Source organism: Paenibacillus sp. FSL W8-0439 (genome assembly GCF_038008995.1).
Taxonomy (GTDB): domain Bacteria; phylum Bacillota; class Bacilli; order Paenibacillales; family Paenibacillaceae; genus Paenibacillus; species Paenibacillus polymyxa.
Genome location: NZ_JBBPAK010000001.1, coordinates 805300 through 824192, shown reverse-complemented (window position 1 = coordinate 824192; position 18893 = coordinate 805300). Strand labels below are relative to the sequence as shown.

General features: G+C 46.0%; 15 protein-coding genes. 5 read left to right on the top strand and 10 right to left on the bottom strand.

Annotated features, from left to right (window positions below; genetic code table 11):
- Positions 1-218 precede the first annotated feature (218 nt).
- Together MKX36_RS03700 and MKX36_RS03695 are read left to right on the top strand one after the other, a co-directional pair.
- Positions 219-833: a superoxide dismutase gene (locus MKX36_RS03700; protein ID WP_016819339.1), complete on the top strand. Its 615-nt coding sequence runs from the start codon at positions 219-221 to the stop codon at positions 831-833.
- A 136-nt stretch (positions 834-969) separates the two neighbouring features.
- The gene (locus MKX36_RS03695; RefSeq protein WP_340864239.1) at positions 970-1458 is read left to right on the top strand and encodes a DinB family protein; all 489 of its coding nucleotides are present in this window, start codon (positions 970-972) and stop codon (positions 1456-1458) included.
- Positions 1459-1543: 85 nt separating this feature from the next.
- Here the strand turns inward: MKX36_RS03695 and MKX36_RS03690 are convergent, their stop codons facing one another.
- Positions 1544-2983 carry a PTS transporter subunit EIIC gene (locus tag MKX36_RS03690; RefSeq protein ID WP_340864238.1) on the bottom strand — a complete coding sequence of 480 codons (1440 nt, stop codon included), beginning with the start codon at positions 2981-2983 and terminating at the stop codon, positions 1544-1546.
- A gap of 24 nt (positions 2984-3007) precedes the next feature.
- Complete coding sequence (locus tag MKX36_RS03685; RefSeq protein WP_340864237.1) at positions 3008-5200, bottom strand: alpha-galactosidase; 2193 nt, start codon at positions 5198-5200, stop codon at positions 3008-3010.
- Positions 5201-5374: 174 nt separating this feature from the next.
- Between MKX36_RS03685 and MKX36_RS03680 the strand changes: the two genes are divergently transcribed.
- Positions 5375-6196, top strand: coding sequence for an AraC family transcriptional regulator (locus MKX36_RS03680; protein WP_164965345.1), 822 nt, complete (start codon positions 5375-5377; stop codon positions 6194-6196).
- Positions 6197-6299: 103 nt separating this feature from the next.
- Here the strand turns inward: MKX36_RS03680 and mutY are convergent, their stop codons facing one another.
- Positions 6300-7532, bottom strand: coding sequence for an A/G-specific adenine glycosylase (gene mutY, locus MKX36_RS03675; protein ID WP_340864236.1), 1233 nt, complete (start codon positions 7530-7532; stop codon positions 6300-6302).
- 4 nt (positions 7533-7536) lie between these two features.
- Positions 7537-7941 (bottom strand): holo-ACP synthase, encoded by a 405-nt coding sequence (gene acpS / locus MKX36_RS03670; RefSeq protein WP_016819345.1) that lies wholly within the window; start codon positions 7939-7941, stop codon positions 7537-7539.
- A 182-nt stretch (positions 7942-8123) separates the two neighbouring features.
- Between acpS and MKX36_RS03665 the strand changes: the two genes are divergently transcribed.
- Complete coding sequence (locus MKX36_RS03665) at positions 8124-8957, top strand: alpha/beta hydrolase family protein (protein WP_340864235.1); 834 nt, start codon at positions 8124-8126, stop codon at positions 8955-8957.
- A gap of 84 nt (positions 8958-9041) precedes the next feature.
- Here the strand turns inward: MKX36_RS03665 and nadE are convergent, their stop codons facing one another.
- The 3 genes from nadE to MKX36_RS03650 form a co-directional block, all read right to left on the bottom strand.
- A complete protein-coding gene (gene nadE, locus MKX36_RS03660) occupies positions 9042-9851 on the bottom strand; it encodes an ammonia-dependent NAD(+) synthetase (RefSeq protein ID WP_044788140.1) in 810 nt (269 codons plus the stop codon).
- A 102-nt stretch (positions 9852-9953) separates the two neighbouring features.
- Entirely contained in the window at positions 9954-10388 is a 435-nt protein-coding gene (locus tag MKX36_RS03655) for a BrxA/BrxB family bacilliredoxin (RefSeq protein ID WP_016819348.1), read from the bottom strand.
- A gap of 142 nt (positions 10389-10530) precedes the next feature.
- Positions 10531-12270 (bottom strand): two-component system sensor histidine kinase NtrB, encoded by a 1740-nt coding sequence (locus MKX36_RS03650; RefSeq protein WP_090891318.1) that lies wholly within the window; start codon positions 12268-12270, stop codon positions 10531-10533.
- A 294-nt stretch (positions 12271-12564) separates the two neighbouring features.
- Between MKX36_RS03650 and MKX36_RS03645 the strand changes: the two genes are divergently transcribed.
- On the top strand, positions 12565-13824 hold the full coding sequence (locus tag MKX36_RS03645) for a BaiN/RdsA family NAD(P)/FAD-dependent oxidoreductase (RefSeq protein WP_031462858.1): 1260 nt from the start codon (positions 12565-12567) through the stop codon (positions 13822-13824).
- Positions 13825-13974: 150 nt separating this feature from the next.
- Here the strand turns inward: MKX36_RS03645 and MKX36_RS03640 are convergent, their stop codons facing one another.
- The 3 genes from MKX36_RS03640 to MKX36_RS03630 form a co-directional block, all read right to left on the bottom strand.
- Positions 13975-15645: a ribonuclease J gene (locus MKX36_RS03640; protein ID WP_340866066.1), complete on the bottom strand. Its 1671-nt coding sequence runs from the start codon at positions 15643-15645 to the stop codon at positions 13975-13977.
- A 171-nt stretch (positions 15646-15816) separates the two neighbouring features.
- Positions 15817-17247 (bottom strand): YfcC family protein, encoded by a 1431-nt coding sequence (locus tag MKX36_RS03635; protein WP_017428446.1) that lies wholly within the window; start codon positions 17245-17247, stop codon positions 15817-15819.
- A gap of 2 nt (positions 17248-17249) precedes the next feature.
- Complete coding sequence (locus MKX36_RS03630) at positions 17250-18833, bottom strand: amidohydrolase (protein WP_340864234.1); 1584 nt, start codon at positions 18831-18833, stop codon at positions 17250-17252.
- Between the last annotated feature and the right edge of the window lie 60 nt (positions 18834-18893).

The window sequence follows — 18893 nt, the reverse complement described above, 5'->3', positions numbered from 1 at the left end:
GTTTACATTTTTGAGGGGCAAATTTACCTCTTATTACCTATGTATTACGTATTCCAATCGGGTTTTTGGACATGCTAGCTACCAGGCCCTATTGCTCAGTTTGGTATTTTACAAACAAAAATGTTGAAAAAATAGGCCGAATGCGGTTTAATATAACTATCGAGGGTATTATTACATAGGAACACTTACCCAACCATATAACCAGGAGGGATTTTATTATGGCATTTCAATTACCAGAACTTCCTTACGCAAAAGACGCACTGGAACCACACTTTGATGCACTGACAATGGAAATTCACCATGATCGTCACCATAACACATATGTTACGAACTTAAATGCAGCTCTGGAGAGCGCTCCTGAACTGCAAAGCAAAAGCCTGGAGGATCTGATCTCCAATCTGGACAGCGTTCCTGAAAGCATCCGTACTGCGGTTCGCAATAACGGTGGTGGACACCACAACCACAGCCTGTTCTGGGAAGTTATCGCTCCTAACGGCGGTGGACAGCCAACAGGTGCAATTGCTGAAGCCATCAACAACGAACTGGGCGGCTATGACAAGTTTAAAGAAGACTTCACTAAAGCAGCTACAACTCGTTTTGGTAGCGGCTGGGCTTGGCTGGTTGTCGGCAAAGACGGCAAATTGGCGATCACTAGCACTCCAAACCAAGATAGCCCGCTGTTCGAAGGTCTGACTCCGGTTCTTGGATTGGATGTTTGGGAGCATGCTTACTACCTGAAATATCAAAACAAACGCCCAGACTACATTGCAGCTTTCTACAATGTAATCAACTGGGATGAAGTCAACAAACGTTACGCTGCTGCAAAGAAATAAGCCAGTAGCAACATTCTTATCCTGAATCACGAGGGCTGTCTCAAAAGTAGATTTTCTACGAATGAGACAGCCCTTTTGGCATTCTGTGGTAAACTGGTGGAAACCATTTTTTATTACAGTCCCTGGAGGGTAATGGATGCAGACTTTTTTTCGTTACAATTGGATGATTCGGGAACAATGGTACCGCTGGTGTGAAGAGGTGCCGCAGGAGGAACTGCTGAAAGAACGCATCGGCGGGGTTGGCGGAATTCTAAAAACGCTCTTTCATATCGTTGATGTAGAATGGAGCTGGATTCAAATCATTCAAGGCAAACCTGATTTTCAGGAAGACTTCTCTCAGTATAATACGCTGGATAAAGTCCGCGAGCTGGATGCAAAGTTTCGACTCGATGTAGAGCCGTTCGTACTCGCCTGGCATGAAGGTCTGGAACGAAAAAGGTTTGAAGATCACCTCCCGGACGGCAGAATTGCGATTGATGCCTGGGGCGAGGTAATGCGCCATGTCATTGCCCATCAGATTCATCATATCGGGCAGTTATCCGTATGGTCGCGCGAGCTCGGCAAGCCTCCGGTATCAGCCAATGTAATCGGCAAAGGGCTGATTGAGAGCGATCCCTCCCTATAAGTACGATACCCCCAAATAAAAAGGAGTAGAAAAGAGCCTGCAAGCTCTTTCTACTCCTTTTTATTCATAAACTTCGATTCATTCCTTAAGATATTACTTTTGACCTCTTGCTCTTGATCATACCGTAAGCCAATGTAAATAATGCTCCGCATAACAGGGCAATCAGATGAGCAACAAGATAATTGATATGACCGTGGTTATCTGATGCTGCAATTGCAAAGCCAGGAAGAGCCGTGGTTCCGAATCCTATGGCTGTCAGCTTGCTTAAATATACATATGCCCCTGCAACCATTCCTCCAAGGCAACCAGCAATTAAAGGGAATTTATACTTTAAAGTGACCCCGAAGATGGCTGGTTCCGAGATTCCAAAAAGTACAGACCCGAATGCAGAGTAACCCAGTTCTTTAACCTTGGTGTCTTTGCGATTCAAAAGAACATACCCCAAAACGGCGCCCCCTTGAGCCATCAAAGCTACCGATGCCAACGGATTAATAAAATTTCTGCCTGTATCGGTTAACAACTGTGCTTCTACCGCGCCCATAACATGGTGCAAACCCGTAATAACGATGATCTGCTGAATACCTGCAAAAAACATAAAGCCGAATATCCCTAGGTTTTGCGTCATCCAGAGCAACGAAACAGTCACCAGACTGGCCAACTCTCTCCCAAGAGGACCGATAATGGTAAACAGAAGCAGGGAAGAAACAAAGACCGTCAGCAAAGGGGCCAAAAATAGTTTAATCATGTCTGGAACCTTTTTGTTAAAAAACTGATCCAACTTGGCTACCACATATCCCATCATTAGAGCAATAATAATACCGCCCTGGAAGCCAACCAACTGTACGGGAAGCCCGAAAAGACTGATCGATTCCGGATTTTGGCTTCCTTTAGCTACCTCAAAAGCATCCGCCAAGGCCGGATGAAGCATAATCGCACCTAGCACAAGCCCGAGAATTGGACGACCACCGTATCTCTTGGTTGCAGAATACACAACAAGCAGCGGGAGGATGGTGAAAATCCCTGTGGAAACGATCTGAACAAAGCGATTGATCCCTTGGAAAGTTGGATACATCTCCACAATCGATTTAGGGCCGAATAGCCCCTTTTGACCTAGAAGACCGGTTATCCCCATTAACAATGCGGCGGCAAGAATTCCAGGCATGATCTCAATGAAGACATCTGACAGGGATTTAATCGCTTTCTGAAAAGGATTTTGCTTTTGTGCGGACTTCGATTTGACATCACTTAATGACATATCTTCCGTTCCAGTCAGTTTGGAGAACACAGCATAGATATTATTGACCAACCCTGCTCCAAAAATGATCTGCAGTTGATCCCCTGCTATGAAAACACCTTTAACCAGATCAATATCTTCAATCTTCTTTAATTCCGCTTTTTCATTGTCCTCAAGGACAATTCTTAGTCTTGTGGCACAATGGGCCACACCGATAATGTTCTCTTCACCACCGATATATTTTAAAATTTCTTGAGATATTTGCTTATACTGCTTTTCTTTTGCTTCCATCTAGTAAAACCTCCTCTAGCTGAATCAGATGTCCTCTTTAACAAATCTCCAGAACATGCCTAAAAAGTCCTGCTTCACCCTGGCAAGCGTTATGCCAACATGCATTAATTCATCACCACCGAACAGCTCACCCGTTTCTATATTTCTGTAAACGTAGTCTGGATTCAGACCTTTGAATTTTAACGTTTTAATCGCAGCAGCCGGTTGGGATAAAACCTTGAAATAGCTGGCCGCCATTTCCGTTTGATCCTCTGACACAAAGCTCCATGCGGCTTCATTTTCATCAAATGGATTAATAATTCTGTAAAACTTTCCAAACTGAATGAGCGATCTCATTTCTTTATACAGAGCTATCTGTTGTTTTACCACTTCTTTTTCTTCAACGGTTAATACCGTCAGATCCAGCTCATATCCTAAATTCCCGGCCATGGCGACATAACCTCTGGTCTCCAATGGAGTTATTCTGCCCACTTGATGGTTAGGTACCGTGGAGACGTGTGCGCCCATCGTAATCGGAGGGTAGACAAGACTTGTTCCCCATTGAATTTTCAGTCGGCAAATGGCATCCGTATTATCACTTGTCCAGGTCTGAGGCATGTAATAGAGCATACCGGCATCAAAACGGCCTCCTCCACTAGAGCAGCTCTCGAATAAGACATGAGGAAACTTCGATGTAAGCTCTTCCATAACACTGTAGAGCCCCAGAATATAACGATGCGCCGTCTCCCTTTGTCTTTCAGGTGGTAAAGCGGCCGAACCCACATCTGTCATGTGACGATTCATGTCCCATTTCACATAAGTAATTGGAACATCCGATAAAATGTCGGAAACCGACTTAACGATGTACTCACACACTTCCTTCCTCGATAAATCCAACATAAGCTGATTTCTGCCCAACGTATACGGACGATCAGGGACATGGATACACCAATCGGGATGCTTTCTGTATAAATCGCTGTCTATGGATACCATTTCAGGTTCAAACCACAAGCCAAACTCCATACCCAAATTTCGAATGCGGTTGGCAAGATCCGGCAAGCCATCTGGAAGTTTGCGACGATCCACCACCCAATCGCCTAATGAAGTATTGTCATCATCACGCTTTCCAAACCATCCATCATCCAATACAAACAGCTCCACTCCTACACTTTGAGCTTCCTTGGCCAACTGCTCAATCTTGTCGGCATCAAAGTCAAAATAGGTGGCTTCCCAGTTATTAATCAGGATCGGCCGCTCCTTGTCACGAAATGGTCCACGACATAATCTGTTCCTGTATAAATCATGATAAATTCTCGACATACCACCCAAGCCATTTTCGGTGTATACCATGACGACTTCTGGCGTTTGGAAGGATTCCTCTGGTTCAAGCAACCATGTAAAATCAAAAGGATTAATCCCCATCGTAACTCTAGTGTTCCGATAGGAATCAACCTGAGTCTGGGCCGTAAAGTTCCCGCTGTACACCATATTAAAGGCGTACACTTCGCCCTGTTCTTCATCTGTTCCTTCCCTTACAAGTGCCATAAAGGGTGCTTGTTGAGGGCTGCTGGCTCCGCGGCAGCTGTCTACCATTTGAATCCCGGGTAAAATTTTTCGTCTTGCTATATTTTTTTCATTATTATGCGCACCGTACAAGGTAATGAGTTCATACTCATCATCACGAAAATCCACACTAGCACTTAATGCTCTAAGCAACTTTAGCTGCTGCTGACCTTCATTATCGAAACGGACTGAACGGGTAATGACATCCCACTTTTGATATAGGCTATAGGATAGTACAACCTTTACATCAATTAATGGGTCTTCAAGGATGATTTCCAGTGTTTCTACTTCGCCATCATCCTCCGCATACGTAGAAGGAAGCCCTTTCAATTTTGGTTTGCCTTGGTAAACCCGATGTTCTTTATACCGAAAATCTGTCACCGTAGAACCATTCTCCAATTGAAGCTGATACGCAGGAATCCTGAAATCACTATTTCCAAATGACGGATATTCCTGCGGGATGGTATCCAGTGAAAAGGCTCGATCCGCCCCATCCGGATTGGGTGAAAATCCTCTATCCATAAAGATAATTTTATTGCTCCCCCGATAGTTCTGAATTTTCTTTCCCCAATACAAATGGGCTAAATAACCATCTCGTATAACCTGCATGACATAACTCGTATTGCTGCCTTGTAAATGGAATAAAAGCTTCTCTTTATCGATGATTATAGCCATAGTGACCCCCTTGTAGCGCCAATAGTAATATTTTCAAGAAGTATAAATTATGTTGTTTCCTTGTTTCTTACACCCTAATAATAATTGAATAGTTTTAATAATTATATGGAATAATGTAGACTCTATATGAAACGGTGTGATAATATGCAGAGATGAATTAAGAGGTGAAACCAAATGAGTTCGCATTTTTCCAATCATTCCTATAACAACCTGGATCTTAATTTATACACATGTGGCAAAGAGAGCTGTACCAGCAAACACTCTTATGGTCCAGCCATTCGAAGCGGGTATATGGTGCATTTTATTTTAAAAGGAAAAGGGATCTTTAAAGTCAATGATAAAATCTATCATTTGGAGAAAAACGATGCTTTCTTTATTGAGCCGAAGGTTTTAATTTACTACGAAGCGGATGAAGTCGACCCGTGGGAATATGCCTGGATCGGTTTTAATGGGGTGCAAGCCAAAGAATATCTAAGCCGAACCTGTATCAATAGGGATAATCCCATTTTCCAGTTCGAAGCCGAGGGCAGCCTTGCCCGCTGTATGGAGAGCATCGTCGTTTCTTCTACGCTGAAATCCAACAAAGACCTGCTGCTTGCATCCAAGTTGTATGAATTTCTATATCTGATGTTTGAACTTTATCCTAATCAGGAAGTCAACAATGAGGTAAGACAGCAGCGGTATATTAAAGAAGCGCTTCTCTTTATTCAGCAAAACTATTCACATTTCATTACCGTAAGTGACATTGCCAAGTACATTTCAATTGACCGTTCGTATTTGCATCGTTTATTTAAACAGCAACTCAATAAGTCACCGCAGGAATTTTTATTGCATTTGAGGATTGAAAAATCATGCTCCCTATTAAAAAATACTTCCCTGAAAATCGGAGATATTGCTCGGTCTGTAGGGTATAAAGATGTACTCCTATTCTCCAAGATGTTCAAAACGGTCAACAAATTGACCCCATCCGAATACCGAAAACATCACCAGAAATAACACGCTTTGTTCGTAACTAAGTTAGGCATTTTCATTCCAGAAACAAAAAAATAGCAGCAGCATGGAGTAACCTCAAGTCCATACTGCCGCTATTTTATCAACATCAGTTCCCATTTTGCTTCGTATAATACTCGGTGATCAGATCAAGGAACACCTTGGGGAACGCCAAGGTGGACATATCTGCCTCACTGATCCAGCGGTACCCCGCTGGCAAGGTGCTACTCGCCTGATCCGCCTGCTCAGCGAGCGCAATCAACGCACCTGGCTTCGCCGCGGTGCTGTAGCTGGCCCGCTGCTCGGCAGCCAGCGGCTGTTCGCCCGCCTTCCCGGCAGGGGAGGCGACCTCTTCACACTGGAACACACGCAGGTTCCAGTGAATGTGGCTGAACGTGTGCTCCGCCTCACGTACAAACCGCACCGGGCGCGCATGCACGCCCTCTGCCAACAAATGAGCCGCCAGATGGTCCATGGCTGGCTCATCCGGCACCGGGCCGTTGTAGCCCTCCGGCCCGGCAAGCTCATGCGGCAGCTCCCACATGCGGGCCAACAGGCCCTTGGCCGGGCGTTGCCGTACAAGCAGGCGACCTGCGTTCGCGCCGCTGCCCTCGATGAGGGCGACGGAGCGTGGCTCCAGGCGCGGCGGCTTCGCTTTTGTTTTGACTGGCAGCGTCTCCTCGCGGCCTGCCAGCCTGCCCGAGCAATGCTCCATGACCGGACAGGTCAGGCAATGGGGCGACTTTGGCGTGCAGACTAGCGCTCCCAGTTCCATCAGCGCCTGATTAAAATCAGAGGCTCTCCCTTCGGGAATCAGCTCCCTGACCAGACTTTCCATATGCGACCGCGTGCTACCCTTCATAATATCCTCTTCAATGAGGAAATAACGTGACAGCACACGCATCACATTCCCGTCTACAGCAGGCTCTGGTCGATTAAAGGCAATGCTCATAATGGCCCCCGTCGTATATGGACCTACACCTTTCAGTGCCGCAACAGCCTGCGTATCATCCGGCACCTGCCCACCGTGAAGCTCAACTACCTGTTTCGCTGCCGTTTGCAAATTCCGGGCCCGTGAATAATACCCCAGCCCTTCCCATAGCTTGAGCACATCCTCCTCGGGCGCTTCCGCCAGCGCTTCAATCGTCGGAAAACGTGCAATAAAGCGATTAAAATACGGAATGACCGTATCGACACGTGTCTGTTGAAGCATAATTTCCGAAATCCAGATATAAAAAGGATTGCGATGGCGGCGCCACGGCAAGTCGCGTTTGTTACGTGTATACCAATTCAACAGTTCAAAGCTAAAATAACGCTTTTGTTCCAATGTATTTGTAGTCATCCCATCACGTCTCCTTATATTCGACAATCACAAAAGCAGAGGCAATGTTAGGCTGATGTGTAATACTCAAGTGAATGCTGTAATTCGAGTCACCCGTATTCGGCAATCTCAGTCGATCCCACGCAGACGAAGACAAATAAACTACGGGCTTCCCCCCAGGTTCAGGTAGAATATCCATATCACTGAACCCGATGATTTGTCCAATTCCACAGCCGAAGGCTTTCGTTACCGCTTCCTTGGCGGCAAAGCGCCCTGCTACGAACTCCGCTAGCCTCCCCTTGCGTTCCACTGCAAGCTCGCGTTCTGCCGGGGTTAACACCCGATTCAAAAATGCATCTGCATACTTACCTGCCAGAATATGAGCCATACGGCTTATTTCCAGCACATCATGTCCAATTCCGTAGATCATTTGGGTATTCCCCGCCCTTTTTTTACTTTACTGGATCTATTGTAACAGTGCGTCCACACCCTGGCGAGTCGCAAAGGCGTAAAAGCGTCACCAAAATATGTTAAAATGAGAGAGGCAATCAGTGAATGCTTGAAATTCGCGGATATGCCGGTTTAAAAACTCCCGTAGAAAGGAAGGATAGGATGTCAGAAACGATTGTGGTTGAAGCAGGTACCGATGCAGGAACAGATGCGGTGATCCGTGCCTCCTGGTTTCCCGCTAAAAATACGGCCAAAAGCCTGCTCATCATCGCTCATGGCTACAAAGGATTTAAGGATTGGGGTATGTTCCCCTTTATAGCAGAAGCATTGAGTATGGATAACCATGTGGTAACCTTCAACTTTTCACATAATGGCATAGGTGAGGATCTGGAGAATTTTACCGAGCTGGAAAAGTTCGCACGCAATACCTATAGCCGCGAACAAGAAGATTTGGTACTATTGCTGTCCAATCTGAGAGCACGCCATGAATTCAGAGAATTGCCGTTGCTTCTGTTAGGACATAGCCGAGGTGCGGGAAGCTGCTTTGTATATGCTCTAGATCATCCCGGCGAGATTGCTGGCGTCATTTCATGGAATGGCGTAACAGATCTTGATCTGTTTACTTTACCGCAAAAAGAAGAAATGCGTGCCAAGGGACGCAGCTATGTGCAAAACGCCAGAACCGGGCAACAGCTTCCGCTGGATGCTGTCATTCTGGACGACCTGGAGCACAATCGCGAGCGTTTTGCCATTGTAGACAGACTTGCCAACAGCCAGCTCCCAGTTGTGCTTATCCAGGGAACCGAAGACTCCAAACGTCTACGGGAAGGCTCTGCCCAACTCACCTCCGTTCGTCCCGATATCGAGTGGGTACAAATTCAAGGCGGCAATCATACTTTTAACACGGTTCACCCATTCCAGGGAGGCAGTCTTCAACTGGATCAGGCGATTACCGAAACCCGCCGCTTCATTGACTGGATCACCATTAGGCAATAGCCCCTTCAATACAAACGGCGATCCGCCAGGCGGATCGCCGCATTTATTTAGTTTAGCATTTTACAATTCCAAAATGATTCATGCTTACACTCCTGGAATGCTTGTCCGCTTATGTGCTGTACGTGTAAAATAGCTTTCCAGCTTTTCGCGGTCCGCCGGATCAATTTCCTTGCCTTCCAGATAGTCGCTGTTTGCTTCGTAGGAGATCCCCAGTTCCTTTTCATCCGTCTGGCCTTCCCACAATCCTGCTGTAGGCGCTTTGTCCAAAATAGCCTGTGGAACTCCAAGATAGCTGGCTAACAAACGTACCTGACGTTTGTTGAGCGTACTGAGCGGTGTAATATCGACCGCACCATCGCCCCATTTGGTATAAAAGCCTGTAATGGCTTCTGAAGCATGATCTGTACCCACGACGAGCAGGTTCAGTTCATTCGCGAGTGCGTACTGAACCACCATACGTGTTCTTGCCTTTACATTCCCTCTCACTTGCGGAGTGATGGAACGTTCCAGACCCATATCCTTTAATGCATGCTCCACTTCCACGGCAACCTCATCCACGGCTTCCTTAATGTTCGTTTCCCCAGCATATTTCAAATTGAACGCTTTAGCCACTGCGTAGCTATGATCGATATCTTCCTGTTGACCATATGGCTGGAATACACCTAGCGTTTTGTATTCTTGCCCTTGCTCCTGCGTCAACTCATCTGTAGCCTGCTTGCACAAGGCGGCAGCTACGGCACTGTCAATCCCGCCACTAATGGCGATCAACAGCCCTTTGCTTCCTGTTTTTGTTACGTACGACTTGAGGAAATCCACACGCTTGCGGACCTCCGCCTCTACGTTGATCGTAGGCTGTACTCCCAATTCAGCAATAATCTGTTCCTGCAAACTCATCAGATAAGCACCTCTTTTTTAGGAATTTCCTTCACAAGCCAACACGCAAAAGCCCCGGCAAGTTTCGCAGGCGAAAAATGCGGGGGCATAGCTTGAGCAGTCTTACCGGCAAAAACGGTCAAATGCACCGGTCAAATCAGCAGCAATCTGATCTGCCGAACGATCTTCGATCTGATGACGCTCGATGAAGTGAACCAGTTCGCCGTCTTTCAGCAGCGCGATCGAAGGGGAAGATGGCGGATACGGTGCGAAAAATTCGCGAGCCTTCGCCGTTGCTTCCTTATCCTGTCCCGCAAAAACCGTATACAGATGATCCGGCGTAATATCATGCTTCAGCGCTTCAGCTATACCCGGGCGGCATTGGCCTGCGGCACAACCGCATACCGAGTTCACAACCACCAGCACTGTACCTTTAGCATCAGGCAGCTTGGCCTCCACATCTTCAGAAGTACGCAATTCCTGAATCCCAAGATTCGTCAGTTCATCGCGCATAGGCTGAACTGAATCTCTCATATATTGATCGAAAGACATAGACATATTCTTTCACTCCTTTTCATTAAATCATGTATACTACGTTTCTAATTTCATCCTGTGCCGTAGTAAAGGCATGGACATCTAAAGCCCATTATACAATCTTTTTCACGTAATTTGCAAAAAATCCGGTTACATCTTTGCACAATTATTTCTGTATCGAATTTATGACAGGAGGCTCAGAATGCTCCCGATAAGTCGGAATGGTTCTGCGAAGACGGACTTTAAACTGTGTGCCCATTCCCTCCACCGAATCTACGGCAATCGTACCGTGATGACGCTCCACTATACTTTGACATAAGGCCAGACCCAAACCTGTACCTTTCGTTTTGGTTGTATAAAAAGGCTGGAATAGCTTTTCAAGCTGTTTTGGCGGAATTCCCGGACCAGTATCCCTCACTTCCAGTTCGACAAAATCCCCTTCCTCATGAGTAGAAATGGTCAGCACGCCCTTTTCCCCCATAGCTTCCATCGCATTACGCGATAAATTAAGCAGCAATTGCTTGATCTCCTTAGGGTTCAGATGCAGCATCGTTACATGATCCTCCAGCTTTAACTCGATCGTCTGCCCCCTCAGGTTCGCATCTGCCCACAATAGAGGTGTTAGTTCACGAATGATGTCATGCAGATGACACTGCTCCTTCTCGACAATCCGATTCTGGGCCAGGGAAAGAAAATCATTAATAATCCCATTCGCCCGATCCAGCTCCTCCATTACGATGCGGTAGTAATGGCCTAGAGAATCAGGGCTTTTCTCGCGCATAAGCTGTAAAAACCCGCGCACAACCGCCATCGGATTACGTATTTCATGAGTAATGCCCGCGGCCATCTGCCCGACCAGACTGAGCCTCTCAAAATTGCCCAGCTCACTGCGGAGCGTCTCCAGCTCTGTAATGTCCTGCAAGGCGATAATGACGCCTGTGGTTTGATTCATATGTTTATCCCGAAAAGGGAGGAAACTTGAAAAGAATACTTTGGGAGATACATTTATAAAATCAGCGCCTGCTTCTCCTTCCAATGCTTTCGCAACTCGTTCGTTAACTACAGGCGAAGCGCTAAAACCGTACAACGAGTTTAAGGGACGGCCTACGACCTCAGGCAGCGTAATATAGGGATCGAAGTCCCGGTAGAGCTCCAGCATCGTTTTGTTCATATGTATAACTCGTTCTTCGCTGTCCAAAGTAACAAGAGATAACGGCATCAAATCCATGACTTGACGCAGCTTATCCACTTCGATTAAATATTTGCTCGTAAACTCAGTTACATCTCGCCGCAGCGTCAGTTTCTCAAAGGAATTATGCATCAGACTTACGACCGCAAAACTTGCCAACACACCTACAGCAACATTCCAAAACGTTGTAAGCAGATCAGGAATGTATACTGAAATGTTCTGTTTGCCCCACAATAGCGGTAATAAAGCCTTAAGCAGCATATCAGCCACAACATATGTGAAAATTACGAGCTTTTTGTCCAACAATGTTCCTCTTTGAAAAAACTTGACATGCAGTAGCATAAAAGGAAAAAGGATAAAAGCAGTGCCCACATACATTGGGGACATTTCTATCGACTGCGCTATAATTAGGACACCCGTCAATGCAGAAGCAGCGAGTACAAAGGAAGTGCGACGTGTACCGTACATGACGCCCACAGTAAGGGGAATAATACCGAGATTGGAAGGTAGGCCATATGGAGGCTGGTATTGAAAGAGCGAACATAGCAATATGGCTGGCAAGCAACACAAATAAAGTATGCCTTGATGAGGTCCGGGAAGCAGATGGCCTGCCCAAACCTTTTTCTTGTCTCCATAATCCGTTAATATAGAGAAAAAACCCGCCGATATAACGGCAAGGAGAACTTGGAGCACACTTTCCTTTAACGCAATTAACAAGGACTTCTCCCCCTCATCATCTTTCCTTGACGCCGTTAGTTGAATTAAAGCACAGGCTACAATATATTACAATATATGTGTTAAAATCCCGGTGTAGAACGACAAATTCTGCTAAATACCGGATATATATAAGAGGATCGTTTTTACGTTTTTTTACTTACTCCTATAAAATAGAAGATATACACAGCTACTGTGCTCAGAGTCTATCTAAAGAGACGGGATTACGATATGATGGAAAATTTGTTACGCGATTCTGAATTTTTTGAAAATTTGTCGACGAAAAGGAAGAGGTTTATGACTTACGACGTAATTGTGATCGGAGGCGGCTCAGCCGGCTTAATGGCCGCGGCGGCTGCTAGTGGCGAGGGCGCCAAGGTGCTTTTAGTGGAAAAGGGAAATAAACTCGGACGAAAGCTGGGGATCTCCGGTGGAGGTCGCTGCAATGTCACGAATGCAAAAGAGCTGGATGAACTCATTCGCCACATTCCCGGCAATGGCCGTTTTCTGCACAGTGCCCTGGCTGCTTTTGGCAATCGGGATATCATCGCCTTCTTTGAACAACTAGGTATAGCCTTAAAGGAAGAAGACAACGGGCGTATGTTCCCAGTGACGGACAAAGCCAAAACGGTCGTCGACGCTTTGATTAATAAGGTACGCTCTCAAGGAGTCGAAATTCGGACAAGCTGTCCTGTTCAAGAAGTGATTTACAAAGAAGGTCATACGGCTGGCGTGCGGCTGCGTTCCGGTGAAATGCTGCGTAGCCGTAACGTCATAGTCGCTGTGGGTGGCAAGTCCGTCCCTCATACAGGCTCGGAAGGTGACGGCTATGCATGGGCAGAGCAAGCAGGGCATACCATTACGGAACTATATCCAACAGAGGTCCCGCTAACGTCAGGCGAGACATTCATCCAGACAAAAGAGCTTCAGGGACTCTCCTTACGAAACATCAGCCTGACCGTATGGAATGCGAAACAAAAGAAGGTTGTCGTTCATGAAGGAGATATGATTTTCACACATTTTGGTTTGTCTGGTCCAACTGCTTTGCGTTGCAGTCAGTTTGTCGTCAAGGGAATGAAAAAAGATAAGGTAAACACGGTGTTATTAACTCTCGATTTACAGCCTCACAAACATGCTGATGAAGTCTACCGTGAGACGCTGGAACTGGCATCGGTCGATGCAAAAAAGGCGATCAAAAACGTACTTAAGTCTTATCTACCGGAACGCATGATTCCGTTACTGCTTCAGCAAGCTGAACTGCGTGAAGATTTGACCTATGATCATATTCCCAAGCAGCAATGGCAAGAACTCGCCCAGCGAATCAAGGCGTTTCCCATTCGTGTGAATGGTACGCTCTCGCTGAAAGAAGCATTTGTTACCGGGGGCGGTGTGAACTTGAAGGAAATTAATCCGAAAACAATGGAATCCAAGCTTATGCCTGGATTGTTTTTCTGCGGTGAGATTCTGGATATTCACGGCTACACTGGAGGCTATAATATTACAGCGGCGTTTACGACAGGACATACAGCAGGGACGCAAGCGGCCGTAAACACTTAAGACGCTGCGCTACAACCCGCCATTACAACCGCGTTTTTTAGGACAAGGAAATTAAAAAGACTTAAATCAGTTGCATTGCTGATTTAAGTCTTTTTTTGAGTCGTCGCGTATTGAACAAACTCTATCTTGTTTTGACGTTTACCGCTATGCCTATACCTCAATAATGATAGGTAAAATCATAGGTCTTCTCTTGGTCTGGCTGTAAATAAACTGACCCACATTATCTTTTAACATCTGCTTAATCAGGCCCCACTGACTCATTTCGATTTCTGTTAACTCGTTCACTGTGGTCATAATCGTGTCACGAATCTGATTCATCAACTCTTCGGAATCCTTAACATATACAAAGCCTCTGGATATAACCTCTGGCGCAGCGAGCATTTGCTTCTCGTTTTTGCTCAGAGTCATCACAATAATCAGCATACCGTCTGAGGAAAGTTTTTTACGGTCCCGCAGTACAATATTACCTACATCACCAGTTACCAGCCCGTCTACCAGGCTATTGCCGGATGGTACTTTGGGCCCCAGGGATGCCCTTCCCTCTGCGATTTGAATCGTCTCACCGTTTTGGACGATAAATACATTCTCCATAGGAATCCCTACTGACTCTGCTAGCTGACGATGCTGATGCAGCATTCTGAATTCACCATGTACAGGAATCAAATACTGGGGTTTCATTAGGGTCATCATTAATTTTAACTCTTCTTGGCTGCCATGACCGGATACGTGCATCCCCGTGGCGCTGCCCGATCCATAAATCACGTTGGCGCCCAGTACGTACAGGTTATCGATGACTTGGGAAAGATTTCGTTCATTCCCGGGTATAGCTCCTGCAGCGATGATCACAGTATCACCAGGCAAAATTTCGATTTTGGGATGCAGAGAATTGGCAAGTCGGGACAGTGCAGCCATCGGTTCCCCCTGACTTCCTGTACATAATACTGCAATTTCTTCTGCAGGATACCGCTCCGTTTCTCCAGCCTCAATCAACAAGTCCTCCGGCATATGCAAGAATCCTAGTTCCTTAGCCACGGACACCACATTGATCATACTGCGCCCCAGTAAAACAAGTTTTCTGCCTGTCTCCACAGCCGCATCAATGACCTGTTGGACACGGTTAACATTGGAAGCAAATGTAGAAATGAAAACTTGCTGTTTGGCTCTGGCAAAAGCGTCCAAAATATGCCCGCCAACCAAACGCTCCGAAGGAGTAAAGCCTGGTCTTTCGGCATTTGTACTTTCGGAAAGAAGCACTTTAACTCCTTGTTTTCCAATCTCAGCCATGCGATGAAGGTCAGGGAAAGGTCCGCTGACAGGAGACATGTCGAATTTAAAATCCCCGGTATGAACCACATTTCCTTCTGGTGTCTTGAAAAAGACGCCCAAGCAATCAGGGATGCTGTGTACAGTGGTGAAAAAGGATGCCTGAATCGAACCCGCCTGAATGGTTGAATCCGCATCTATAAGATGAAGCTCAGCATCACGTAAAAGGTTATGTTCCTTTAGCTTAATTTTAATCAATTCGATAGTGAGTTTTGTGCCATATACGGGGATATTAATCTGCTTCAGTAAATAAGGAATGCCCCCGATGTGATCCTCATGGCCATGCGTTACAATGAGCGCTCTGACTTTATCCTGATTCTCCTGTAGATAGGTGACATCTGGTACAATGAGGTCAATACCAGGCAAATTTTCATTAGGAAACTTGGAACCACAATCAATGACGACAATATCCTGATCATATTGGATAAGGTACATATTTTTACCAATCTCATTAACACCGCCTAAAGCAGCAATGAGTAATCTGTTATCAGCAAGCATCAAGTTTATTTCCTCCTTAGGAAAATGCTATCCATATTATTTATTTTCCACGTAAACTTATACACCCTATTGGGAAAGAAATGAGTAGCCTTCCTACATAAGAGAGGACTTGTTTCACCAACACAAAAAGAAGCCCTTGTCTCTAACAGACAGGGGCCCTCACTTGATTGATTAGATACCCACCGCAGCCGATATAGCAGCAAAAATAGCAGCAATCAGCCATAGGATCGGGAATAGTTTGAAGATTACCTTCAGCCACTGTCCAAAGCTGATCCGGGCAATGGCCAATCCTGCCAGCAACACTCCGCCTGTTGGTGAAATGAGATTGGTTAACCCGTTACCAAATTGGTACGCTGTGACTACAGCTTCACGATTGATGCCTACAAGATCGCCAAGCGGTGCAAGTACAGGCATGGTTAGTGCAGCTTCCCCTGAAGAAGAGGGAACGAGGAAAGTAATGATATTATGCGCAAGCAGCATAATAGTCGTGAATAAATAACTTGGCAATCCTTCCAGGACGCTTGCAAGTGCATTCAATACGGTATCTATAATCATCCCCTGTTCTGCGATAATCAGAATTCCGCGGGCGAGGCCTATGATCACCGCGGCGTAGATAAATTCACCGCATCCTTTTACAAAATTCTCAGCTATTTCCTTCTGACTCATTTTGGTGACAACCCCAACAAAAATACCAAGGGCAAAGAAAAGGGCGCCGATCTCCGTCATATACCAGCCTTTGACCAAAATCCCCCAAACAATTGCTCCAAGCGTTACAATAAATCCACCTATAATTAATTTGTCCCGAAATGTGAAGACGACGTCCTCATCTGTGCTTTCCTTTATAAACTGCTCGCGGTTTATAATATCACTCTGAAACACGATGGATTTCTCTGGATTTCGCTTAACCCGGTGCGCATACCACATCGTAAAAGCAATAGAAATCGCCGTAAATACAAGCCATTCGATAAATCTCAGCCAGAGCTGAGGATTCCCCTCCACTCCTGCGATCCCCTGGGCAATCAACACCGAAAATGGATTGACTGTCGAACCAACATAGCCAATTTGCGTTCCCAGAAATAAAATAAGAATCGCGGTCATAGAGTCAAAACCCAAGGCAAACATTAACGGAATGAAAATCGCATAAAGTGGGATAATTTCTTCACTCATCCCAAAAGTAGAACCTCCGAGACTGAAGATCACCATAGCAATGGGAATAAGCAAAATCCCCTTATTCTTTAGCCGCCTGGCAAGAGCTGTCAGCGCACGATCAATGGCCCCTGTCTGCAGAATAATACCGAAGGAGCCGCCTACGATAAGAACAAAAGAGACGACATCGGCGGCATTGATAATCCCCTCAATCGGGGCGCTAAGGATTTGGGGGATACCCTGTCTTAAATCACCATTCTCTCCCGTTTTGGGTACAGAGTGATAGGTTCCTGAAACGATTGCCGTTTTGGTCACACCGTTCACTGTCACTTCATGACGCTCAAATTGACCGCTGGGTACAATCCATGTCAACGCGGCGACTGTAATAATAATCAAAAATATTAAGGTATAGCTATGGGGCAAGGATAATTTCCATTTCTTATTCGTGATGTTCATGTTTATCCCTCATTCCAAGAATGGTTATACGTAACCTTCCCTCCCATAATGGTCAATATCACTTGGGCATCCCTGATGTCACCAGCGGATGCATTAAGGAGGTCGCGATCAAAAACGGCGATGTCAGCATATTTTCCAGCCTCCAGCGTACCTGTCACCTCTTCCATATAACAATGTTTGGCTCCATTAATCGTCCATGCCTTTAAAACTTCGGATGGCGGCATTCCTTGGTCAGGATACCAGCCTCTAGCAGGCGAGCCATCCGGGAATAATCGGTGAGAGGCTGCATACAGCGAATCGGGGACACTGGTGATAAATAAAGGCAAATCAGTACCTATGGTGATCGGCACGTTAGCTTCCAGCATGGACTTATAATTATAAAAGCGGCTTTCATTCTGTTTGCCTGCCACTGCAGACATATAAGCCTCTTCGTAAGAGGGATTGAGCAGCAGAATCTGGGCATAGACCTCGGCAAAAATTTCGTTCTCTCCCATTCTGGTCAGATCATCTGGATGAGGATACTCCAGATCACTGATCGAATGTCTGATAAGGTGATTGCCCTGCTGCAAGCGGCATTTTTCAATCATGGATACGGCTTGGCGAATTGCTGCATCGCCTTCTGCCGTTAGGCAGCATTTGATCCCCTGGCTGTCTGCTTCCAGAACAGAGGCTTCAATCTTCTCATAATCAACTGTCCTCAAATTCGTGACCCCAGGCATATCTGCGTAAGGCTCCAACATGTCCCCTGTATGATCTGCTACAACGCCGTCAAGCATCAGCTTGTAACCTTGGAAACGAATAAGGTCGCCATTGTAAAGTGCTTTATATTGGATACCAATGCTTAGATCAAACGGTTCAACAACTGGTTCCAGCGAGAAATGAAATCTGAGTGGCAATTCACCTTTTTCCTTCAACTCATCTAGAATCGGAAGCAGCTCACTATGTCGGTCAAAGCCGATATCTTTTATAGAAGTAACTCCTCGTGCAGCCAACATACGGCAAAATTCCATAAACTCTTGTTGGACAAGGCTACGGTCCTGCATCATAGCTTGGAGCAATAAAGCACGTGCTTCGGCACTGCATTGATCAGGCGAAAATTGGTATTTATTCTCAGCCAATCGGTTCATCCAGCAGTAGCTTTTATTTCGGTTGATAGCGATGACCGCCCGATCGGGAAACAATCCATCCAACAAGCTTGAATCAGGCAGCTTCCCCCATCTGTCCTCGCTCCAACCGAAAGCGGTTACATCTCTTCCTGGCGGAAGGTTGTTTGCCTCTTGTAGCAAGAGTTCCATTGCTTCTTCACTGGAGGCCGTATGCGCCAGATCCACGCCCCGATGCATTGACATGTATCCGGTAAAAAATACATGGTTGTCATGGATTCCCGGCATGATAAAGGCATCGCCCAGATCATAGACAACCGTTTCGGCTCCTATCCAGGCTTGTGCCTCTTCCGGACGCCCCACCGCTGCAATACGTTCTCCTCGGACTGCAACAAACCCGGGCGAAGCTTCATCTTCCAATCCATTAAAAATAGCATGGGAGAGTAAAACTTTGTCTGCTAATGTATCGTTCTTCCCTTGCACAGTTTCACCACCTCACGATTGATTCACCTAACAACATGACGTAATATAACGTTATGTTAA

Coding starts and splice junctions, on each gene's coding strand:
- MKX36_RS03700 (WP_016819339.1), top strand. CDS start 219: ATGGCATTTCAATTACCAGAACTTCCTTACGCAAAAGACGCACTGGAA.
- MKX36_RS03695 (WP_340864239.1), top strand. CDS start 970: ATGCAGACTTTTTTTCGTTACAATTGGATGATTCGGGAACAATGGTAC.
- MKX36_RS03690 (WP_340864238.1), bottom strand. CDS start 2,983: ATGGAAGCAAAAGAAAAGCAGTATAAGCAAATATCTCAAGAAATTTTA.
- MKX36_RS03685 (WP_340864237.1), bottom strand. CDS start 5,200: ATGGCTATAATCATCGATAAAGAGAAGCTTTTATTCCATTTACAAGGC.
- MKX36_RS03680 (WP_164965345.1), top strand. CDS start 5,375: ATGAGTTCGCATTTTTCCAATCATTCCTATAACAACCTGGATCTTAAT.
- mutY (WP_340864236.1), bottom strand. CDS start 7,532: ATGACTACAAATACATTGGAACAAAAGCGTTATTTTAGCTTTGAACTG.
- acpS (WP_016819345.1), bottom strand. CDS start 7,941: ATGATCTACGGAATTGGACATGATGTGCTGGAAATAAGCCGTATGGCT.
- MKX36_RS03665 (WP_340864235.1), top strand. CDS start 8,124: ATGTCAGAAACGATTGTGGTTGAAGCAGGTACCGATGCAGGAACAGAT.
- nadE (WP_044788140.1), bottom strand. CDS start 9,851: ATGAGTTTGCAGGAACAGATTATTGCTGAATTGGGAGTACAGCCTACG.
- MKX36_RS03655 (WP_016819348.1), bottom strand. CDS start 10,388: ATGTCTATGTCTTTCGATCAATATATGAGAGATTCAGTTCAGCCTATG.
- MKX36_RS03645 (WP_031462858.1), top strand. CDS start 12,565: ATGACTTACGACGTAATTGTGATCGGAGGCGGCTCAGCCGGCTTAATG.
- MKX36_RS03640 (WP_340866066.1), bottom strand. CDS start 15,645: ATGCTTGCTGATAACAGATTACTCATTGCTGCTTTAGGCGGTGTTAAT.
- MKX36_RS03635 (WP_017428446.1), bottom strand. CDS start 17,247: ATGAACATCACGAATAAGAAATGGAAATTATCCTTGCCCCATAGCTAT.